Genomic DNA, 16101 nt, shown 5'->3' with positions numbered 1-16101 from the left:
GCAGTTCAACTAGCAGTGTCTTTTAGTGGAAAGAGAAGAACCCATGGCAAAAAAAGCCAAGAAGAAGCGTCGCTACTCGAAGAGCTCGGGCTCGGACGTCAAGAGCGAGATGCGACGGTACAAGAAGGGGACGGCCAAAAGTGGCCGTGGCGGAAAGGGCGGCAAGGTAAAAAGCAAGAAGCAGGCGATCGCGATCGGACTTTCCAAGGCCCGCAAAAAAGGCAAGAACGTCCCCAAGAAAAAGAAGTAATGGAGCCGATGTACAGGTCACTGCGTAGTGACGCGTATACCTCCGCCACGTTTACCGGCACTCGGCTTAAAACTTCAGGGTAGTGCGTAGGCCAACCACCACCTCGCCTTTGACGATAGCTTGGCCAAGAACGGGGCGGGAATCAGCGAAAAGCGCAAATGCGGCGGCTACTGCGTCCAGTTCCACCCCAACCGCAAGGAGGTCTACACCCGCAACTGGCTCGTTTGGTCACGGGATCGTTCCACCGCCCGAGCGGTCGAAGGCGGGTCTCCTGTTGCGGCCGGTCGCCACTACGACGTCTTGATCGCCTGGATGGAAAGCTCAGCCACACGATATCGTTCGATCCCTCGCCGCCAAATTCGACGAGCAGACGGCGACTAAGCTCAACTAACGCCTCGCAAGGGCGTCAATTGCAAGACCGCAAACTGATGGAGATACACATGAGACGCACTATGATAGCAATCGCGTGCATTTTGCTGGCGACACCGGTCATGGCGCAATCCGTCGGCGAAAAGACCGGGGTCAATTCCGTGCTCGGGGTCAGCCCCTCGACGGTGGATTTTGTCAAGCAGGTCGCGATATCGGACATGTTTGAAATCGAGTCTAACAAGCTCGCACAGCAGAAGGGAAATGCAGCGGAGAAGACTTTCGCTTCCCAGATGGTAACGGACCACACCAAAACCAGCACCGAGCTGAAGGGACTTGTCACCAGTGGCAAGGTGAAAGCCGAGTTGCCCAGCGCTCTCGATTCATCGCACCAAAGCAAGCTCGACAAGCTGAAGGGTGCCAACGGTAACGACTTCAGCTCGGAGTTCAATTCGATGCAGGTCAGCGCTCATAAGGATGCCGTCGACCTGTTCGAGCGCTATGCCAAGGGCGGCGATAACGCGGATCTGAAGAATTGGGCCGGCAAAACCCTGCCGGCGCTTAAGCATCATCTTGAGATGGCGCAGGATCTCGACAAGAAGCCCGCGCCTACGGTCGGCGAGGGCAAGAAATAGCGGAAGGACGGAGCCGTTGCGAGGCGGCTCCTTTCCCCTTTTGCTGCCGCTGGCGGTTGGCCGCCCGGTCTGGGATTCGGCAATGCACCCAGATTCCGTCGACCCGGCAGAAATCGCAGTCGACGTTTTCGAGTTCCAGGATAGCTTCAGCGGTCAATCGCGGTCATGACGCTTTGGTAGTAAGGCGCACATTCCTCGCCGCGCGCGCCCACGAGCTCCTCGGAATAGTCGTCCAGCGCTGTGGCGAGATGCGCGGTCGTGCGTGCCGTCATGCCGGTGTCGATAGCGCCCACGGCTTGCAAGCTCTACGCCACCGGCAGCCCAGCAATGCCAGAACCGACCACGACCACGTCCGCCCGGTCGGATCCCGACAGGCTAGCAACTTCGACCACCGGGACATTCATCCAGAGCGATTGCGTATATTCATCTCGCACGCAGAGTTCTTGGCCAATAACGGAGGCGCGCCTGAGCAACAGGCGCTTTGGCGGCCTAGCAGGTATCCCCTCCTATCCGCTCGACCATCCCGGAGGCCTGCGCGCTCCCCGGCAACTACTGCAAGCTGGCATGCCACCGCGAGCGGAGCATCCTGGCGAGCTCGGCACTGCCATCACGCTTCAAAACACCTCTAGTTAAGGTTTAGCTATCATCAGCCAGAGTATAGCGGCCACCGCCATGAACACTGGAATGCCGAAGGCAAACCACAGCCAGCAGATTCGGTGAGACGAGAGATACAGCACCATCGACCACGATCCATCCTTCCCAGAAGGAGTAACCGACGTGCAGCACAAGCAGCGAGCCTATGACGGGCTGTGCAACGACAGCGGTGGCTGTGAAGATACAATCCGCGCCTCGTTGAGATCGTGCCAGGACACCTAATGTCGGCGATTCTACTCATCGAAAGGACCGAATGGCCGTGCGAGGAAAGCCAGCCACAATAGCGGACCTTAAAAGTCCTGTCGCTCCGATGACGGTAACCTTCATTGAAGTGCTCCGCGTTCGGAGCTAAGCCCTCTTCCGCGACCGTAAGCCTCGAACGAATTCCTCCATATAGGGAAGGACTTCAAACAGCAGGACCGCGAATAGAAACGCCGCCACATACGTCCATGGTAATGGCTCTCGCTTCAGGGCGAGTTCGTAACGTGCGGGCCCAGAACCCAGTCCCCAAAGGCTGAGGAATTGCGGCCAGTTTAAGATGATGACGATCACCATCGCCATGAGAGGCATCAGTTCGAGAAAACTATGGACCTGCTGTTCGATGGGCGTGATGCTCCGCTTATGGCTGGCGAATGTTGTATCCCAGAGGGCTGTCAGCTGGTGCGTAACAAAGCCGACGATCATAGCCGCAATAATAAGAGCGTTGATTTCAAAAAAAATCGCCGCCAGCAATGGTATCGCAAGTTCGATCAACATCAACAGATGAAGTGGGGTTTCCTTATAGCCGCTTGTCGTCTCAATCCGAGATGCGCGATGGCAAAGATAATCAGCAAACCCCGCCAATAACCAAAGGGGCAGCACAAAGTACAGCAATACAGTTTCGGCTGCTGCGGAATGAGACATCCGGTTAGCGCTTCTTCTCTGCTTACAGGCTATCTGGAGTGCGGAGGGGAGATGACTTGTCCTCGTTTCGCAACTCCTGCTCCGCCAGCCGCCAGAATTCTTCCTCCCTGCCTTCGGGCTTGCCGCTCCGCTCCCATATCTCGTAGGCGCGCTTCTCGATTTCCTTTTCGGTCGGTTGGGTCACCACGTGCCTCCTTCAACTCTGTAGGGATCGTGGGCTCGGTTTCCGCTAATCACGGCCTCTTCGACGGTTAGTCGTCAGCGACACGCTCGGCCGCCGCTATCACAGCAGTCATTTCCACTCGCTAGCGCCGATCCCTCCTTCCGGTGATAAACCCGCGAAGTCAGCGAGGTTCCTCCGTTGAAACCTTGCCCTATGAGCGGCAAAAAGTCGCCCTTGGCCGAACGAAATCGCGGTGGTGACCGCCGCCTATGCCAGTTCAGGAAGGAAATTTCAGCTGCCTCCTGAGATGCCGATCTTGGTCTCCCCCAAAAAAGCGTTTCACAACCCAGCCAACGATCGGCCCTCATTTTACCGGTTATCGAGCCACCTTCTTCCGATAACCTCAGCGTTCGCCTTTGCCATTGCGGTTGGTAAAGCGGGCGTTGCCGAGACCGGTGCCGATCGTCAGCACGCCCCAACGCTTCACGTCTTGCATGAAGGGGACCTTAGAAAGTCCCTGCACCACCCCATCGTTGTGCATGATGACGGCGGTGTCGTTCTCCCCGATCTGCGGGATCGCCTGGACGAGACTTGCGGGTAAATTGAACTTGCTGCTCTCCCAGTTGCCGGGCAAGTTCTGCGCGCCCTTCTCGATCGAGCCGTCGCTCTTGATAACGCCTGGGCATGCGATGCCGATGAATGGCGCGAGCTTGAATCCCTCGTCTTCCGCCTTCGCGATCAGTTCTTTGAGCATCTTGACAAGGCGCCTCACAGCGTTCTCACGCGACGGCTCGTCGTCGGCATGACGCCATAGCTCGAACTGCCACACGCACGCCTCGGAGAGGTTCGGCGCCTTCTTGCGTCGCGTTTCCACGACGCCGCAGCGGATGTTCGTGCGTCCGATGTCCACGGCAAGGATGGAGTCGTGCGCTTCGAAGATCCAGGATGGAGCGCGATATAGCGCGCCGATAAGGCCGGCGTCGTCCGGATGAGGCTGGGAAATCAATATCTGGGGCCGGTGACGGGTGCCGATATGAATGCCCGGAAGGTAGCTCGGCCATGACGAGATCAAACTTCCTCATTGCGAACTAATGAAGAGAAGATCGCCAGCCCGTCTATCGCGTTCGCGAATTCGTGGAGCCGCTGGGCTCTTTCACGGTCCGCATCGATCGCATTTTCCGGCGCACGTACCAAGCCGCTACCGCGACAGTCAACCAGGCGAGGGAGGCGCCGACGAAGACGGCGGGGATGTTGCCGCGTGGGATTAGCATCGAGAAACCAACCGCGAAGGCCAGCATGCCCAGCGCGCCGAGCGCAGCGCCAGCGGCATCGACGGCGGCCGCCATTTGCCCGCGGCGCTTGCCGGCGAGACCCGCTTCGCGCTTGCGGCGAATTTCATGCTTCTCAATCAGCGTTGCGCTCGCGCAGAATATGGCTGGAAGGGCAAGAAAAACGCCACCGATGACTGCTCCATAGCGACTGCTGATGAGGCCGGTAAAGACGGTCGCAGCGCCGCCAAGCACGAAGCGAATCAGATATTCGTACCAGCGGCCTTCCTTGAGAGATGACGTTGAAAGGCGGATCGGGCTCACGTCTGACCTCCAGCGAAAACCAGCAGCCCGAAAGCGGCGACCAGCCAAATGACGAGTGACAGCAAGGTCGCCGTCACCGCTCGCAGCTTTGCGCGGACAAGCAGATGGCAGGCGACGACACTGTAGATGGCGAGCGCAACCGCTCCCGCAATCATCGCCTGAGCTTGCAAGGCGGCGTAATTGACCCCGTGCTGATACACCGCGATCCCAAGCGTCGCGAGCGCGACCGAGGGCGCTGCTCCGAACAGGCCGGCGAAGCTCTTTGGACGCAGGAGATCTCCCAGCATCGCGAAGGCCGATACGACGGCGCCCCCGAGGACGAAGCGGATGACGTACTCGGTCATTTCGCTTTCTTCCAGAGCTTCGAGAGCGGCCCGCCGGCCCCAGAGACCGGATCCTTACGCGGCACCGAAACCTTCGGAATGGCTTTCAGCGCCCGCTGACGGTCTTCGACGCTCGTGCACTCGTCGTATGTACCGGTCGGCGGGTATGCCCCGATGACGAGGAACTCATCGCCCGCGGAAAGGCACTGATGTCCTGTGCCGGCGGGAAGAACCGCGATGTCCCCAGCCTTCAGGGTGAAGATCTTCCCTTTGTTGCCGCCGAACCGAACGCGGCCCTTGCCGCGCGCGATGCCGAGTACCTCATGGATCCTGGAGTGATAATGCACGTAATCGTAGATGCCATCCCGCCAGCTATCTCCCCATCCGTTCGCTTCAAATAGGTCTTCGATCAGGCTGCGGCGTCCAGGTCTTCGTCGAAAGCGACCGCGTTTCGATACAGTACGAGCGGCCATCGCGGGTGATTTGGAATGAGACCGTCGTCCTTAAAGCGAACCGTAACAGGCTTTCGCGCTCGCGCGAGATCCACAGCCTTCCGCTTGCCGGGGCGCTTCAGACCGGTTGCGCGCTCCATGTATCCCTTCAGGTCTTCAAGAGTCGGCATGATCATCCTCCTTTGAAATTCCGTTCGAGTAGCCGGTCCAAAGCCGGAGGCCCCGTTCGAGAATCGCCCCGAGTGCGAAGCCGGCAACGACATCGCTCGCCCAATGCGCCAGGATCGCAATGCGAGTGAGCGACAGCCCGACCGCAATCGCGCGGATCGCCCGCCGGGGACCAGCTGGCAACCCGCAGGCCGCCGGTGCCAGTCCATGTGCAGCGCGTGGCCTGAGGGAAACGCATCTTTTCGTTTGCCGGAAAGCGGGACGCCATGCATATGCCCAATCACCGTCTGACGATCCGGCCGAGTTTGGTCGAATACGAGTTTTAAATCATCGGGCAGCAGCGACGCAGTGACCGTCACTGGCAGAGCATGGTTTCCTGCGCGCCGCAGCGGCACCCCACAACCGCGCGAGGCAAGCCAGCCGACGGCTGTCAGGACCAGAAGAAGCTTCTCATCTGCGCCCCAGGTCAGGGCGCGGGCCACCTGCTCCGGGGCCGGCGCAGTGCTGCGGGCGATTGAATGTGCCACCGCGACATCCGCTCTGGTCGGTCTAACATTCACCGGAAAGCTTGGACTGCGGCCAAGGCGCCTTGCTGACAAGCTAGCGATCTTGAACATGTCTCAACGATCGAAAAGATAAGTACCTCCCCAACGCTCAACGTGCCGTCGAGGTCCTCCCCCGGCTTTCCAACAAGGAAAGTCGGCGGTTCGGCGTCCGGGCAGGAATCCTCCGTCCGATAGGAACAAACGATCCTGGCTTCCGTTCGGGATGATCTCCCCTCTCATTGCAAGGCCTTTCGATGTACCACCATGTCAAGAAGCTGATGTTCACTGTCCGCGTCGACGAACCAGACCCTCGTTTTGGCAACATGCTTCTTGAACAGTTCGGTGGTGCCAACGGCGAGCTCGCTGCGGCGATGCAATATTCAATACAGGGGCTCAACTGCGAGGATCCGGATCGCAAGGACCTGCTGATGGATATTGGCACCGAGGAACTGAGTCACCTCGAAGTCGTGGGGACACTCGCCCGGATGCACCTCAAGCCGGCGAAGTTCGATCGCCAGGCCGCCGAAGCCGATCCCCTGATTGCGATCGCTGGTGGCGGCGGCGTGAACCTGTTCAATTCCCAGGGCAATGCGTGGACGGCCGACTACCTGAAGATAACCGGCGAGCTCGACGTCGATCTGCGCAGCAACATCGCCGCCGAAGCGCGGGCCAAGATCGTCTATGAACGCCTAATCAATTTCTGCGACGACGCCGGTACCAAGGACGCGCTGCAGTTCCTGATGACTCGGGAAATCACACACATGAGAGCGTTCGCGCTGGCGCTCGAGAGCATGGCCAAGCCCGCTTTCAGCATCGGCCGCATCGCCCCAACACCGGGACTGGTCGACCAGTTCTTCAACGACTCCACCGGGGCCGGCGACCACGGTGAGATCGACGCCCGCGGTCCGTGGAACGAGGGCAATGGCTGGGTCTTCACGGAATCGCCAGCGATCCAGGCTGACCCCGGCGCGTCCGCCGCGATCGTCGCGGAAAGTTCGCCGCCAGACGACCAAGCCGGGCTTGGCGACTTGTTGATCGATGAGCTACGCGACATCCTGCATGCCGAAAAGCAACTCACCAAGACGCTTCCGAAGATGGCCGAGGCAGCTCGCTTCGATCAGTTGCGAGAGCTGCTTGAGCAACATCTCGTCGAGACCGAAAACCAGGTGGAGCGCATCAATGAATGCTTCGAGTTGCTCGGCAAGACCGTCCGAGCGAAGCCTTGCAAGGGCATGATGGGGCTTATCGAGGAAGGCCAGGAAATCATGGCTGAAGGAGAGGAAAAGGAAGACGCGGCCGCGGACCTCGCCTTAATCGGAGCTGCACAGCGTGTGGAGCACTATGAAATCTCGGCTTACACCATGGCGAAGAATCTCGCCCAGCAGCTACGCCACAGTGCAGTCGTCGCGCTGTTGTCGAAGTCACTTGCGGAAGAGGAGAATTCTGATCAGTTGCTAAACCAAGTCGCTCGATCTCTGATGTCGGTAGCCAAAATGCCAGCCGCGATCGAACAGGCCGAATAACGCCGGCTGGCGGGGCCGCAAGTGCTCAGGGCCCGAAGGACCGCAAGACCAGCAGTTCCTGTCAGATACCGGAATGAGAGCGCTGCGCCAATACCTCGGTCATCTTTTGGGTATTCAGTATCCCAATATGATGGCACTTCGCCGGATTTTCGGCCAACATATGAATTGGATCTAGGATGAAAGAGGCCGCCGACTGAGGCGGCCTCTACGACATCAGCAGCCAAATCAACGCCGCGACGCCAAAGGCGATGGCGACGTATCCGGCAATAGTGATCCGGTCGTATCGCTCGGTCATGCCGAAACTCTCAGGCCAGCGGCCAAAGCCACGTTGACGTAGGTCAAGCTAGGTGGACCGCTGGAGTCCGGGAGATCGGAGCCACTCGCGCATTGTTCACCAATTATCGCTAGTTCGAGGCCTCCGAGTCGGGCTGCCCTGTGCCGTCGGCTTCGCTTCTGGCTTCGAACGCCTCTTGCTCCGACTGCGGGCGTCTCCGGAGTAGGCCTACCGGCCCTGCGCCACACGGAGCTACGCGGCCCGATCATCGTCCGAGATCGCTTTGTCAGCTTGCCGAGCGCTGACTGGCGGCAGCGCCGGTTCATTTGCTGCTCGGTCCGGCAACACGTCGCGGCTCGAGCAAGCTCAGCGCGGTGTCGATCTTCGCGAGCAGCTTCTCTTCCGGAGTAGGATCGCCCAGCGCATTTAGCCGCTCGACAGTATCCAGATCGCTGATCGACAACGCCAGGCGTCGGCATCCCTACGCCTCCGCGAGCCAATGGGCCCTCTCGTCTTCCATGGATCTCCAACCGGCGGGTTGCAAAAAGCGCTCAACCGCCCTTCAGCGCGTCCTTGACTTGCGTCGCAGGCCAGCTGTCGCCCACGCGCCTCGCGCGCACCTTTGCGCCACCACCGACCAGGACATGAGACGCAACTTCGTCGTCTGCATCGAGAACCATCAGGTCCGTTTCCGGCTTCCAGTTCAGCGTCAAGTCGAGATCGCCCGGAAAGACCTGCCATCTCGAGCCGTCATCGAGCTCGACGATGTGGCTTTGCAAGTGCACGCGTATCTTCATGATTCAAGCGGCATGCGGCTGCTGCGGGGGGTGTTCGACGGACGCGGAGCGTCGCAGCCGGCCATCCTCGCCATGGCCGCACTTGGCGCATCTCAGCCGAACGTCCTGATGGGAATAGGGGGCGTTCGGGCCCGCCGCCATAGGCCAGGCGCCGCAGTTGGGGCACTTCACCAAAAGGGTATCGGTTTCGATCATCGGCGGCTCCGTAGCTGCGCCCCATTCGAGGGTCAACGTACGGCGGTCGGCATGGTTGCCTGGGTTCGTCCGCTGCCCGTCCGAAACGGGCGCCGTCCCGGCAGAAAAGCGGCTCGCCTGACATGACCGGACGGGCCGCTTCGTGATCATCGTTGTTTGATCAGTGTATGTGAATCAGCCAATAGCCGGCGCCGCCGATCACGATGACGGCGGGAACGGCCCACAACAGAAATACAGGCATCGTTCATCCTCCTTGTCCTTCCGACCGGCCCGAACCATGGCCGACGGATCATCACTGTTCGGTGCAGACCTTGGTGGTCTTCACGGCGGATTCGGCTTCCGTCTTGGTCTTATAGACGCCGTCGCCAACGACCGTCGTGGTGGTAGTTGTCGGCTTTGTGTCGACGACCGTGCATTTCTTAGTCGCGGCATCGCGCACGATGTAGAATTCGGCGGCGCTCGCAGCCTGCGCACCGAGTACAAAAGTGGCAAGGGCGCCGCAGACGATCAGCTTATTCATCTCACTCCTCCATTCTGGCCCCACTCACGAACGGCAGCGTCAAGGCAAAGTTCCGATTGTTCCCGGGGTTGCCGTTGCGCTGCCGCAAAAATCACGGGCTTGGAAAATCACCTGGACGGAACCAGCCAGCGCGCGCGCTCTTGAGTTTGCTATTCGACCGTGTCCCAATGTGCCTCTGTCTTGCGGACTCCTCGCTATGCGGTTCGATTGAACATGGTCGTTAGATGCCTGACGCTGGCGGTCCTTGTTGCGGGGCTTCTCGCCGGCACCCACGCTTTCGCGCAGGAAGACAAGAAGACCGACGAAGACAAGCCTGCCGATCCGGACACCGGCGAGAGCACCATCGAGGAGAAGACGCTTGGACTTCTGCCGAACCCGTTTCAAAAATACGGGATCAAGTTCGCCGCGACCTACATCGGCGAGACGCTCGGAAATGTCTCCGGCGGGCTGAAGCAGGGAGCGATCTACGAAGGCCGGCTGAACCTTGCCGTCGATGTCGACCTGCAGAAGCTCGCCGGCATCGACAAGCTTACCTTCCACGCCAACATGTTCCAGATTCACGGTGCGGGACTGTCGCGCAACTATCTCGACAATCTCTTCGTCGTCAGCGGCATCGAGGCATTGCCGTCGACGCGACTTTACGAAGCCTACTTCGAGAAGCAGTGGGGTAACAAAAAGGTCTCCCTGAAGTTCGGGCAGCTCGCCGCCGATAGCGAGTTCTTCAACACGAAATATACAGATGTCTTCACCAACGCATCGATGGGGTGGCCGGCAATCACATCTCTCGACCTGCCCAGCGGCGGTCCGTCGCCGCCGTTGGCGGCAATGGGCACCCGGCTGCTGGTCAACGCCACGGATCAGCTATCCATTCTTGGCGGCGTCTTCGACGGCAACCAGGCGGGTCCGGGCCCAGGCGATCCACAACAACGCAACCGATATGGCGTCAACTTCCGGATTAACGATCCGCCCCTTCTGCTGGGCCAAATCCAGTACTCCTGGAACAACACGAAGGGCGATCCCAATCTGACGGGCCAGATCAAGTTCGGCGGGTGGCGTCACCTCGGGCCATTCTCCGATCTTCAACTCGCCAGCAACGGCGTTTCGCTTGCGGCGCCGGCCAGCAGCGGCACTCCCCTGATGTTGGCAGGCGATGTCGGCGGATGGGCGGTCTTCGAGCAGCAGATTTATCGCGTGCCCAAAAGCGATGATCGGGGAATCGGCGTTTTCGCTCGCATCTCCGGCGCTCCCGCGGACCGCAATCTGATTGATCTCTACGCCGACGCCGGACTGGAGTTCATCGGCCTCAGCGACAAACGACCAGACGACAAATTCGGCATCGCTGCTGGCTACGCCCACGTCTCGAAGCGGGCTCAGGCACTGGACGTCGACTATCGCGTACTCTTTGGTCCGACATGGCCGGTGCGCAGCTTCGAAGGACTGTTGACGGCGGTGTATCAATATCAGTTACGGGACGGCTGGACCCTGCAGCCAAATTTCCAATACATCATTCATCCCGGGGGCGGAGCAACGGACCCGGCGGGGCCGATCCCGGGCCGAGCGCTCAAGAACGCAACAGTCTTCGGCCTGCGCACGACTTTGAAATTCTAGGAGGCAGATTCCGCCGTTAATCGACGAAAACAGCTAGACGATCATACGGCTCCAAAGGGCGTAACGCGCGAGAGCGATCGACGCGGTTCGCAGCTTTGGCAATATTGGCGCCCACATGGAAAAGGACGTGAATCTAATCGTCGACATCGAGCCCGGCGAGGTTCAGATGTTGATTGACTTGATCGAGATGCTTTTTGATGAATGGTACGTCGAGAAGCATAAGTGAGAAATGCGGCTGGCGGAAATCAAAGCGCTCAGCGCTAACAAGGCGAATGAACTGGCCGCGGCAAAGGCGGCGCCCCCAAATGCGGCTAATCCGGAGGCCACCTAAGTCGCGTAAAGCTACAATCCGATTTACTTCACGCCGGAATCGCGCTTGTTTCGCTTATAAAGCTCCTGGTCAGCGGCGCTAGCTTGGAACAACGCGGGTGCAGCACCCATGCTCAGGCTGAAGCCGGGTGCGTGAGGGATGAGCGGAAACGCATGTGCGAGAGCGTCTGTGCAACCCGCTTGGGTGAACTCGCAGCTTATTGTCGCTGGCGGCGGATGTCCCCCAGTGACCAGACATGATGATTGCGACTTCTTGAAGTAGTGCGTTCGCTGCCCGTTCATTGTGGCGGCGCCGGTACCGCATGGCTTGTAGAACGTTCCAACCTGCGTCCGAAGCTGTCGCTCCGCGTAGTAGTCAACTTCATAGTCTCGGCTCGCGCCTGCCTTTGCTTGTGTCCCGACTACGATTCCGACCATTGCGATACCGAGGAAAAAGAATCTCATGAACGATCTCCCAATATCGAGCCACTTGACGCATTCGGTTGTGTTCAACAACTCACTCTATCGCGTCGGGAGCGTTCTGTCGCTGTATTTCACGGGTCGGCCTCGCGCGGGATAAGTCAGTGATCCATTTGGATCACGACGGACGGGCCTTCGATGCCCATGATGTCTGGACTGCTGGATTCGTCCACTCTGAACAATTTTTGCTCTTTGGGCTTGGCTTGGCCACTTCCTTCAATCATCGCCATCGGCAATTTCTGGAGCACCTTCGGGGCGGTGAATGGGTCCCCGCTGTCGATCTGCCAGATCAGGCAAAGTTGAAACTGACCTTACTTCGCCATCAGTGGATTGAGATTCGAGAAGCTGACGGAAAGGTCAGCTATCGCATTACTGCTGGCGGGCTTGCGGAGATGAGCAAGCCTACCAGGGTTCGCTAAACAAGCCCCCGCTCAGCTGCCATGCGCCGCGCCCCAACCTCCAGATAGAGTCGCGCCGCTCTGATTGCCGATTCTCGGTCCGGCCCATCCAGCAACTGCCGGAAGCGCGCCCTGCGCCATTCTTCGACACGGCGCAGCCGGCTAAGCATTGGCGCGCCCCCGCCTGCCCGGTACTCCGCTTGTTTTAGCTCGCTCGCCATTCCCCTGCTCCGAGGCAAAAGACTAGCGCAGTGCAACGAGAAAAGCGCCCAAAGGTATAAGTTGACTTCTCGATTATTCTCGTCCGTTGGTTGCTGCCTGATAATGGGTATTTCGAAATGAGCAATTCTGAAGAAACGATCCAGGCGAGAGCGGGACGTTCGTGAGGATATTTCAGCCAGGCAAAGACCCGTTCGGGTGATGGCCTAGAGAAGTAGCCCCAGCGCGGGGGCGTCGCTGGAGCTCGGCTTCCGTCGTTGTCCGAATACCGCGGCGGGCAGCGCGACCCGCCAATGACCCAACCGCCGAATGAGGACCTGTTCCTGTGCTCCCCAAACAGGCCGCCGCATTTCAAAAAGCGGGGCCACTAGGAACGCCCCTCGAATTTCGCTTTGAAATGTTAGGAAATGAATGGGCGCGCTCAATGCCTCGGTATTACTTCGATTTAAAGGATGGCAACGGAACAACCCCTGACGAGGAAGGCCTCGATCTTCGGGATCTGGACGCGGCACAGGACGAGGCTGCGCGATCTTTAGGCGGCATGGCCCATGATGCCGTAGCGACCCTCAGCGGTAGCGGCGCTGAGCAAATGGAGATCGAGGTCCGGGACGACGCCGGCCCCGTTATGACGGTCCGCTTTTCCTTCGCGATCAGCCGCAACAAAGTGAGCTAACCTCAAACTGCAAAAACGGCCCCAGTGCCCGGGAAGAGCACTGAGGCCGAGGGGTCGTTCCACTCCTCATCAAAGCGAGACTAGAACCGCGCCTGTCGCCCCCTGTTCCAAAAAAAGGCCCCAGCGAGGGGACTGGCTGGGGCCTAGACTGATTGCCGAACCGCTGTCCGCCAGGATGCAGCGGTCGTCATTTTAGGGCTGTAAAAATAGGAAATGAAAATCACCTGCCCCATGCCATTGAGGATCTTGGCAAAGTTGGGTTCCCGAAATAACCGAGGTGAATCTCGCGCCCGGCGGGAGCGCACTTTCTGTATCGATTTGTTACAGCCAGAAATCCTACTTTCTCGCAGGGCGAACACGCACCTGATGGTTCAGTCAGCGCGGGAACTTAGTTCCCTTTCCCGCGTTGCTTGTGCATCATCGGCCAAGGCCTTTTCTGTGGGCGCTGGTGACTGAGAGACACTCTCGTGCTCCCGCCTGCAAAGGGGAGGGAGTGTCTGATGCCGCATGTCAAGCTAATCGCGCGTTTGCTGTCCGTCGTTGAGCTGTCCGAGCAAGACAAGGTCCGGCTCCAGCAGATGCCTCACATCATCAAAACATTTAGAGACGGCGACCGCGTCGCACGGCAAGGCGACGTGCCCGTGCATTGTGCCGTCGTGATGACTGGAATGCTGTCGCGTCGAAGGGTTGTTTCCGAACGCAATCAAATATCGTCCATCTACGTACCGGGGGACGTACCTGATCTCCATACGCTGCATCTGCCCGTTTTGGATCACGATCTCTGCAGCGAGGGGACCTCGACTGTGGCCTTCATATCCCATTCGCATCTCCGGCGGATGTTGAAGGAATCTCCGGGGCTGACAAACGCATTTTGGCGAGAGACCCTTATCCATGCAGCGATCTACCGAGAATGGGTCGAAAACCTGGGCTCAAGGGCGGCGCTGCCAAGAGTCGCGCATCTGTTCTGCGAGCTTGCCACCCGTTTTGAGATGGTGGGTTTGCTCGACAACGACACCTTCCGTCTTCCTTTAACGCAGCAAGACCTTGCGGATGCCTGTGGCCTCTCAACCGTCCATGTCAATCGCACAGTTCAGGAACTGAGAAAGATGGGATTGCTCGATTGGCGCGGACAAATCGCCTACGTGCTTCGGCGCGAGGAGCTTGAAACGGTGGCCGAGTTCAGCGCCGATTATCTCCATGCGCTAAAAGTCCCAAGTCCGCGCGCGATCATAATGGCAGCCGGGTGAACCGGCGCTAGGCAGCGCCGGCCCGAACCATATCCAGGCAGGGGAAGATCAAGAACACCCGGCAAATATCGCCGGAGTCGTGGACCAAAGACGCATTTGATCGATGGGTGGGAGTGGGCCACGGAGCCACGTAATTCAAACTTGGAGATCAACGTTAGCATCTGGCGCCCTGTCTCGATGCTCTCCCCCGAAGATCGGCTCGACCGCCACAAAGTTAATGAAGCTGTGGCGAGGCACAAAGAAGAGCCCGACGCCGATTAGGCGCCAGCTTATGTTCACTATTGAGCAAATCGCTCCAGCGCCGTTGATGAGTTATCACCGGCCAAGGCTCTGCTCGTAGGCGTCGGTGGCTGAGAGACCGAGAGCGCTCCCGCCTGCAAAGCCAAGGAGCACAGCCATGCCAATCCAACCTGTTCATCGGGTTCACGATGAAGCCGCCCAAATATCCAAGCAGACCGCATTCGTCCGCGAACTCATTGCAAAGGCGGCTGAACTATTAAAACTACCTCCGCCCGACACCTTCCTCGACCGCAAGACGCACGATCCTTTCCCGCAAGAGGAGAGCCAGTACGGGAACCCGCAATCCTAACCTGCGTTTTCCCGGCAGTGTTTTGGCGGAGAGCCCGATGGCGTCGCCAATACCGCCTTCAGACAAAAAGTATCTGTGCCCGATTTGTCGCGAGCTAGCGTTGATCCTTTCGGCAGCAACGCTTGCCTTCGCGTCCCGGACGATATCCGATCTCAGCTGCCCTAATGGGCACAGCATCAGAATCACACCCGGGGGCAAGGTCGTAACTTCCTCAACATCTCGGCGTGCCCGAAAGGGCGCTGGGAAAGCTAGGGAGGGAAACAGGCGTGAAGCATCAGGCCGAGCTACCGCCTGTCCAGAAGATCAGGCGGATTCTTTCGCCACCCGCGCCACTCCTGGAACGCGATGGCGATGGTGAGAACCGAGAGAACGATCATGAAGGCTGGAACTCCATCACATCCTGGCTTTGATGAAGTCGGCGAGATGGTTAGCGGCTCGCGCCAATGAAGCGGATGCTTCCTTCAGCTCATCCTGCGCCTTCTTCAAACCGCTCTTCCTGCTGGGTGAAATCTTTGTCCCCGCGCCCGTCGTCGGCGAAGATGCGTCGAAACTGATTGATGATCTGGTTCATCGCTTTGCCCGCGTCAGGGCTTCCAACGCGGTACGCGTGCTGTGAATGGCTTCGGCGAGGCGATCGGCAGCCAACACGCGCTCGTCATAGCTTTCGATCAGCTGGTTTTCGAGCAGCGGGAGTCGGATATCCTTAGCGAGTACACAAAAATGACGCAGATCAGGCCCGCAGGGCCGAGTTTCAACAGCTCCTGTGCCAAGTCCACTTCGCATTGCCCTACCGCTTAAGCCGCGCGACAATTTCGCCGCCAACTTTGGCGATGAACAGCGAGCCAACGATGGCTCCCATCCATTGATCCAGTGGGGAGGGAAGCGCCGCAATCGTCCACGACTGTGGAAAGGCGCGTGCCTTACACCAAAGGACTGAATAGACGCATACAGCAGCAAACCAGAAGCCTGCTGGCACGATGAACAGTAGTGGGAACCACCATCCGCGACCGGTTAAAATAGCGACTTGAGACGAGAGGCAGGACTTCGCGAGATCGGCCTTGATCTGCTCTCGGGTCGTCTCATTGTTGATCGCGTTGTCCACGGTTCTGAAGATGCGGTCAAGCGGCCCCTTCAAGAACCATCCAATGACGGTCTCCCACATCGGTCAGGCCTTCCCAACCGACCGAAGCCGAGCCGCGATAGTGATGGCTGAATCCC

The 16101-nt window shown here is 59.0% G+C and carries 17 protein-coding genes and 4 pseudogenes; 8 read left to right on the top strand and 13 right to left on the bottom strand.

Translation table 11 applies throughout. The features are described from left to right. Nucleotides 1-43: 43 nt before the first annotated feature. Together JEY66_RS09110 and JEY66_RS09105 are read left to right on the top strand one after the other, a co-directional pair. Nucleotides 44-241: pseudogene (locus JEY66_RS09110) on the top strand (DUF6496 domain-containing protein); the annotation flags it as partial. A 449-nt stretch (nucleotides 242-690) separates the two neighbouring features. Beyond that, nucleotides 691-1251: a DUF4142 domain-containing protein gene (locus JEY66_RS09105; protein WP_026193314.1), complete on the top strand. Its 561-nt coding sequence runs from the start codon at nucleotides 691-693 to the stop codon at nucleotides 1249-1251. A 146-nt stretch (nucleotides 1252-1397) separates the two neighbouring features. On the opposite strand, the gene JEY66_RS45095 is transcribed toward JEY66_RS09105, so the two are convergent. From JEY66_RS45095 to JEY66_RS09065, 9 genes and pseudogenes are all read right to left on the bottom strand, one after another. Then, the gene (locus tag JEY66_RS45095) at nucleotides 1398-1523 is read right to left on the bottom strand and encodes a hypothetical protein (RefSeq protein ID WP_259171281.1); all 126 of its coding nucleotides are present in this window, start codon (nucleotides 1521-1523) and stop codon (nucleotides 1398-1400) included. Between the two features lie 357 nt (nucleotides 1524-1880). Further along, nucleotides 1881-2118 (bottom strand): annotated as a pseudogene (locus JEY66_RS45395) (DUF2269 family protein). 135 nt (nucleotides 2119-2253) lie between these two features. After that, complete coding sequence (locus tag JEY66_RS09095) at nucleotides 2254-2808, bottom strand: hypothetical protein (protein WP_026193315.1); 555 nt, start codon at nucleotides 2806-2808, stop codon at nucleotides 2254-2256. A gap of 22 nt (nucleotides 2809-2830) precedes the next feature. After that, entirely contained in the window at nucleotides 2831-2992 is a 162-nt protein-coding gene (locus tag JEY66_RS09090) for a DUF2934 domain-containing protein (protein WP_075968978.1), read from the bottom strand. Nucleotides 2993-3374: 382 nt separating this feature from the next. After that, nucleotides 3375-3962 (bottom strand): annotated as a pseudogene (locus JEY66_RS09085) (ROK family protein); the annotation flags it as partial. 124 nt (nucleotides 3963-4086) lie between these two features. Further along, nucleotides 4087-4563 (bottom strand): DUF3147 family protein, encoded by a 477-nt coding sequence (locus JEY66_RS09080; protein WP_016841013.1) that lies wholly within the window; start codon nucleotides 4561-4563, stop codon nucleotides 4087-4089. Then, complete coding sequence (locus JEY66_RS09075; RefSeq protein WP_016841014.1) at nucleotides 4560-4907, bottom strand: DUF3147 family protein; 348 nt, start codon at nucleotides 4905-4907, stop codon at nucleotides 4560-4562. Before JEY66_RS09075 ends, JEY66_RS09080 begins: the two co-directional genes overlap by 4 nt. Then, a complete protein-coding gene (locus JEY66_RS09070; protein ID WP_307724571.1) occupies nucleotides 4904-5359 on the bottom strand; it encodes a cupin domain-containing protein in 456 nt (151 codons plus the stop codon). Before JEY66_RS09070 ends, JEY66_RS09075 begins: the two co-directional genes overlap by 4 nt. A 135-nt stretch (nucleotides 5360-5494) precedes the next feature. Further along, a pseudogene (locus JEY66_RS09065) lies at nucleotides 5495-6123 on the bottom strand (phosphatase PAP2 family protein). A 182-nt stretch (nucleotides 6124-6305) separates the two neighbouring features. Between JEY66_RS09065 and JEY66_RS09060 the strand changes: the two are divergent. Continuing rightward, nucleotides 6306-7574, top strand: a complete 1269-nt coding sequence (locus tag JEY66_RS09060) for a DUF892 family protein (protein WP_016841015.1) — start codon at nucleotides 6306-6308, stop codon at nucleotides 7572-7574. Nucleotides 7575-8170: 596 nt separating this feature from the next. On the opposite strand, the gene JEY66_RS09055 is transcribed toward JEY66_RS09060, so the two are convergent. The 3 genes from JEY66_RS09055 to JEY66_RS09045 form a co-directional block, all read right to left on the bottom strand. After that, a complete protein-coding gene (locus tag JEY66_RS09055) occupies nucleotides 8171-8311 on the bottom strand; it encodes a hypothetical protein (protein ID WP_016841017.1) in 141 nt (46 codons plus the stop codon). A gap of 88 nt (nucleotides 8312-8399) precedes the next feature. Further along, nucleotides 8400-8633, bottom strand: coding sequence for a hypothetical protein (locus tag JEY66_RS09050; protein WP_240536851.1), 234 nt, complete (start codon nucleotides 8631-8633; stop codon nucleotides 8400-8402). A gap of 499 nt (nucleotides 8634-9132) precedes the next feature. Continuing rightward, complete coding sequence (locus tag JEY66_RS09045; RefSeq protein WP_016841019.1) at nucleotides 9133-9360, bottom strand: hypothetical protein; 228 nt, start codon at nucleotides 9358-9360, stop codon at nucleotides 9133-9135. 213 nt (nucleotides 9361-9573) lie between these two features. Here JEY66_RS09045 and JEY66_RS09040 point away from each other — a divergent pair, with 213 nt between their 5' ends. The 5 genes from JEY66_RS09040 to JEY66_RS09020 all read left to right on the top strand — a co-directional run bounded on the left by JEY66_RS09040 (nucleotide 9574) and on the right by JEY66_RS09020 (nucleotide 14883). Further along, complete coding sequence (locus JEY66_RS09040; RefSeq protein WP_018273505.1) at nucleotides 9574-10968, top strand: carbohydrate porin; 1395 nt, start codon at nucleotides 9574-9576, stop codon at nucleotides 10966-10968. Between the two features lie 893 nt (nucleotides 10969-11861). Then, the gene (locus tag JEY66_RS09035) at nucleotides 11862-12176 is read left to right on the top strand and encodes a hypothetical protein (protein WP_157183483.1); all 315 of its coding nucleotides are present in this window, start codon (nucleotides 11862-11864) and stop codon (nucleotides 12174-12176) included. A 523-nt stretch (nucleotides 12177-12699) separates the two neighbouring features. Continuing rightward, nucleotides 12700-13047 carry a DUF6894 family protein gene (locus JEY66_RS09030; RefSeq protein WP_307724570.1) on the top strand — a complete coding sequence of 116 codons (348 nt, stop codon included), beginning with the start codon at nucleotides 12700-12702 and terminating at the stop codon, nucleotides 13045-13047. A 500-nt stretch (nucleotides 13048-13547) separates the two neighbouring features. Continuing rightward, nucleotides 13548-14294: a Crp/Fnr family transcriptional regulator gene (locus JEY66_RS09025; RefSeq protein ID WP_041482691.1), complete on the top strand. Its 747-nt coding sequence runs from the start codon at nucleotides 13548-13550 to the stop codon at nucleotides 14292-14294. A 397-nt stretch (nucleotides 14295-14691) separates the two neighbouring features. Next, entirely contained in the window at nucleotides 14692-14883 is a 192-nt protein-coding gene (locus JEY66_RS09020) for a hypothetical protein (RefSeq protein ID WP_075969235.1), read from the top strand. Nucleotides 14884-15670: 787 nt separating this feature from the next. On the opposite strand, the gene JEY66_RS09015 is transcribed toward JEY66_RS09020, so the two are convergent. Further along, nucleotides 15671-16045, bottom strand: a complete 375-nt coding sequence (locus JEY66_RS09015; protein ID WP_016841029.1) for a hypothetical protein — start codon at nucleotides 16043-16045, stop codon at nucleotides 15671-15673. Nucleotides 16046-16101 lie beyond the last annotated feature (56 nt).

The sequence above is a fragment of the Bradyrhizobium elkanii USDA 76 genome, assembly GCF_023278185.1.
Lineage (GTDB): Bacteria > Pseudomonadota > Alphaproteobacteria > Rhizobiales > Xanthobacteraceae > Bradyrhizobium > Bradyrhizobium elkanii.
Note: the sequence above shows the minus strand (reverse complement) of the source record. Positions and strands in the feature narration are given on the sequence as shown.

What these genes read in the sequence shown, in the direction of transcription:
- JEY66_RS09105 (WP_026193314.1), top strand. Translation starts at nt 691, where the DNA reads ATGAGACGCACTATGATAGCAATCGCGTGCATTTTGCTGGCGACACCG.
- JEY66_RS45095 (WP_259171281.1), bottom strand. Translation starts at nt 1,523, where the DNA reads ATGACGGCACGCACGACCGCGCATCTCGCCACAGCGCTGGACGACTAT.
- JEY66_RS09095 (WP_026193315.1), bottom strand. Translation starts at nt 2,808, where the DNA reads ATGTCTCATTCCGCAGCAGCCGAAACTGTATTGCTGTACTTTGTGCTG.
- JEY66_RS09075 (WP_016841014.1), bottom strand. Translation starts at nt 4,907, where the DNA reads ATGACCGAGTACGTCATCCGCTTCGTCCTCGGGGGCGCCGTCGTATCG.
- JEY66_RS09070 (WP_307724571.1), bottom strand. Translation starts at nt 5,359, where the DNA reads ATGGCCGCTCGTACTGTATCGAAACGCGGTCGCTTTCGACGAAGACCT.
- JEY66_RS09060 (WP_016841015.1), top strand. Translation starts at nt 6,306, where the DNA reads ATGTACCACCATGTCAAGAAGCTGATGTTCACTGTCCGCGTCGACGAA.
- JEY66_RS09045 (WP_016841019.1), bottom strand. Translation starts at nt 9,360, where the DNA reads ATGAATAAGCTGATCGTCTGCGGCGCCCTTGCCACTTTTGTACTCGGT.
- JEY66_RS09040 (WP_018273505.1), top strand. Translation starts at nt 9,574, where the DNA reads ATGGTCGTTAGATGCCTGACGCTGGCGGTCCTTGTTGCGGGGCTTCTC.
- JEY66_RS09025 (WP_041482691.1), top strand. Translation starts at nt 13,548, where the DNA reads ATGCCGCATGTCAAGCTAATCGCGCGTTTGCTGTCCGTCGTTGAGCTG.
- JEY66_RS09020 (WP_075969235.1), top strand. Translation starts at nt 14,692, where the DNA reads ATGCCAATCCAACCTGTTCATCGGGTTCACGATGAAGCCGCCCAAATA.
- JEY66_RS09015 (WP_016841029.1), bottom strand. Translation starts at nt 16,045, where the DNA reads ATGTGGGAGACCGTCATTGGATGGTTCTTGAAGGGGCCGCTTGACCGC.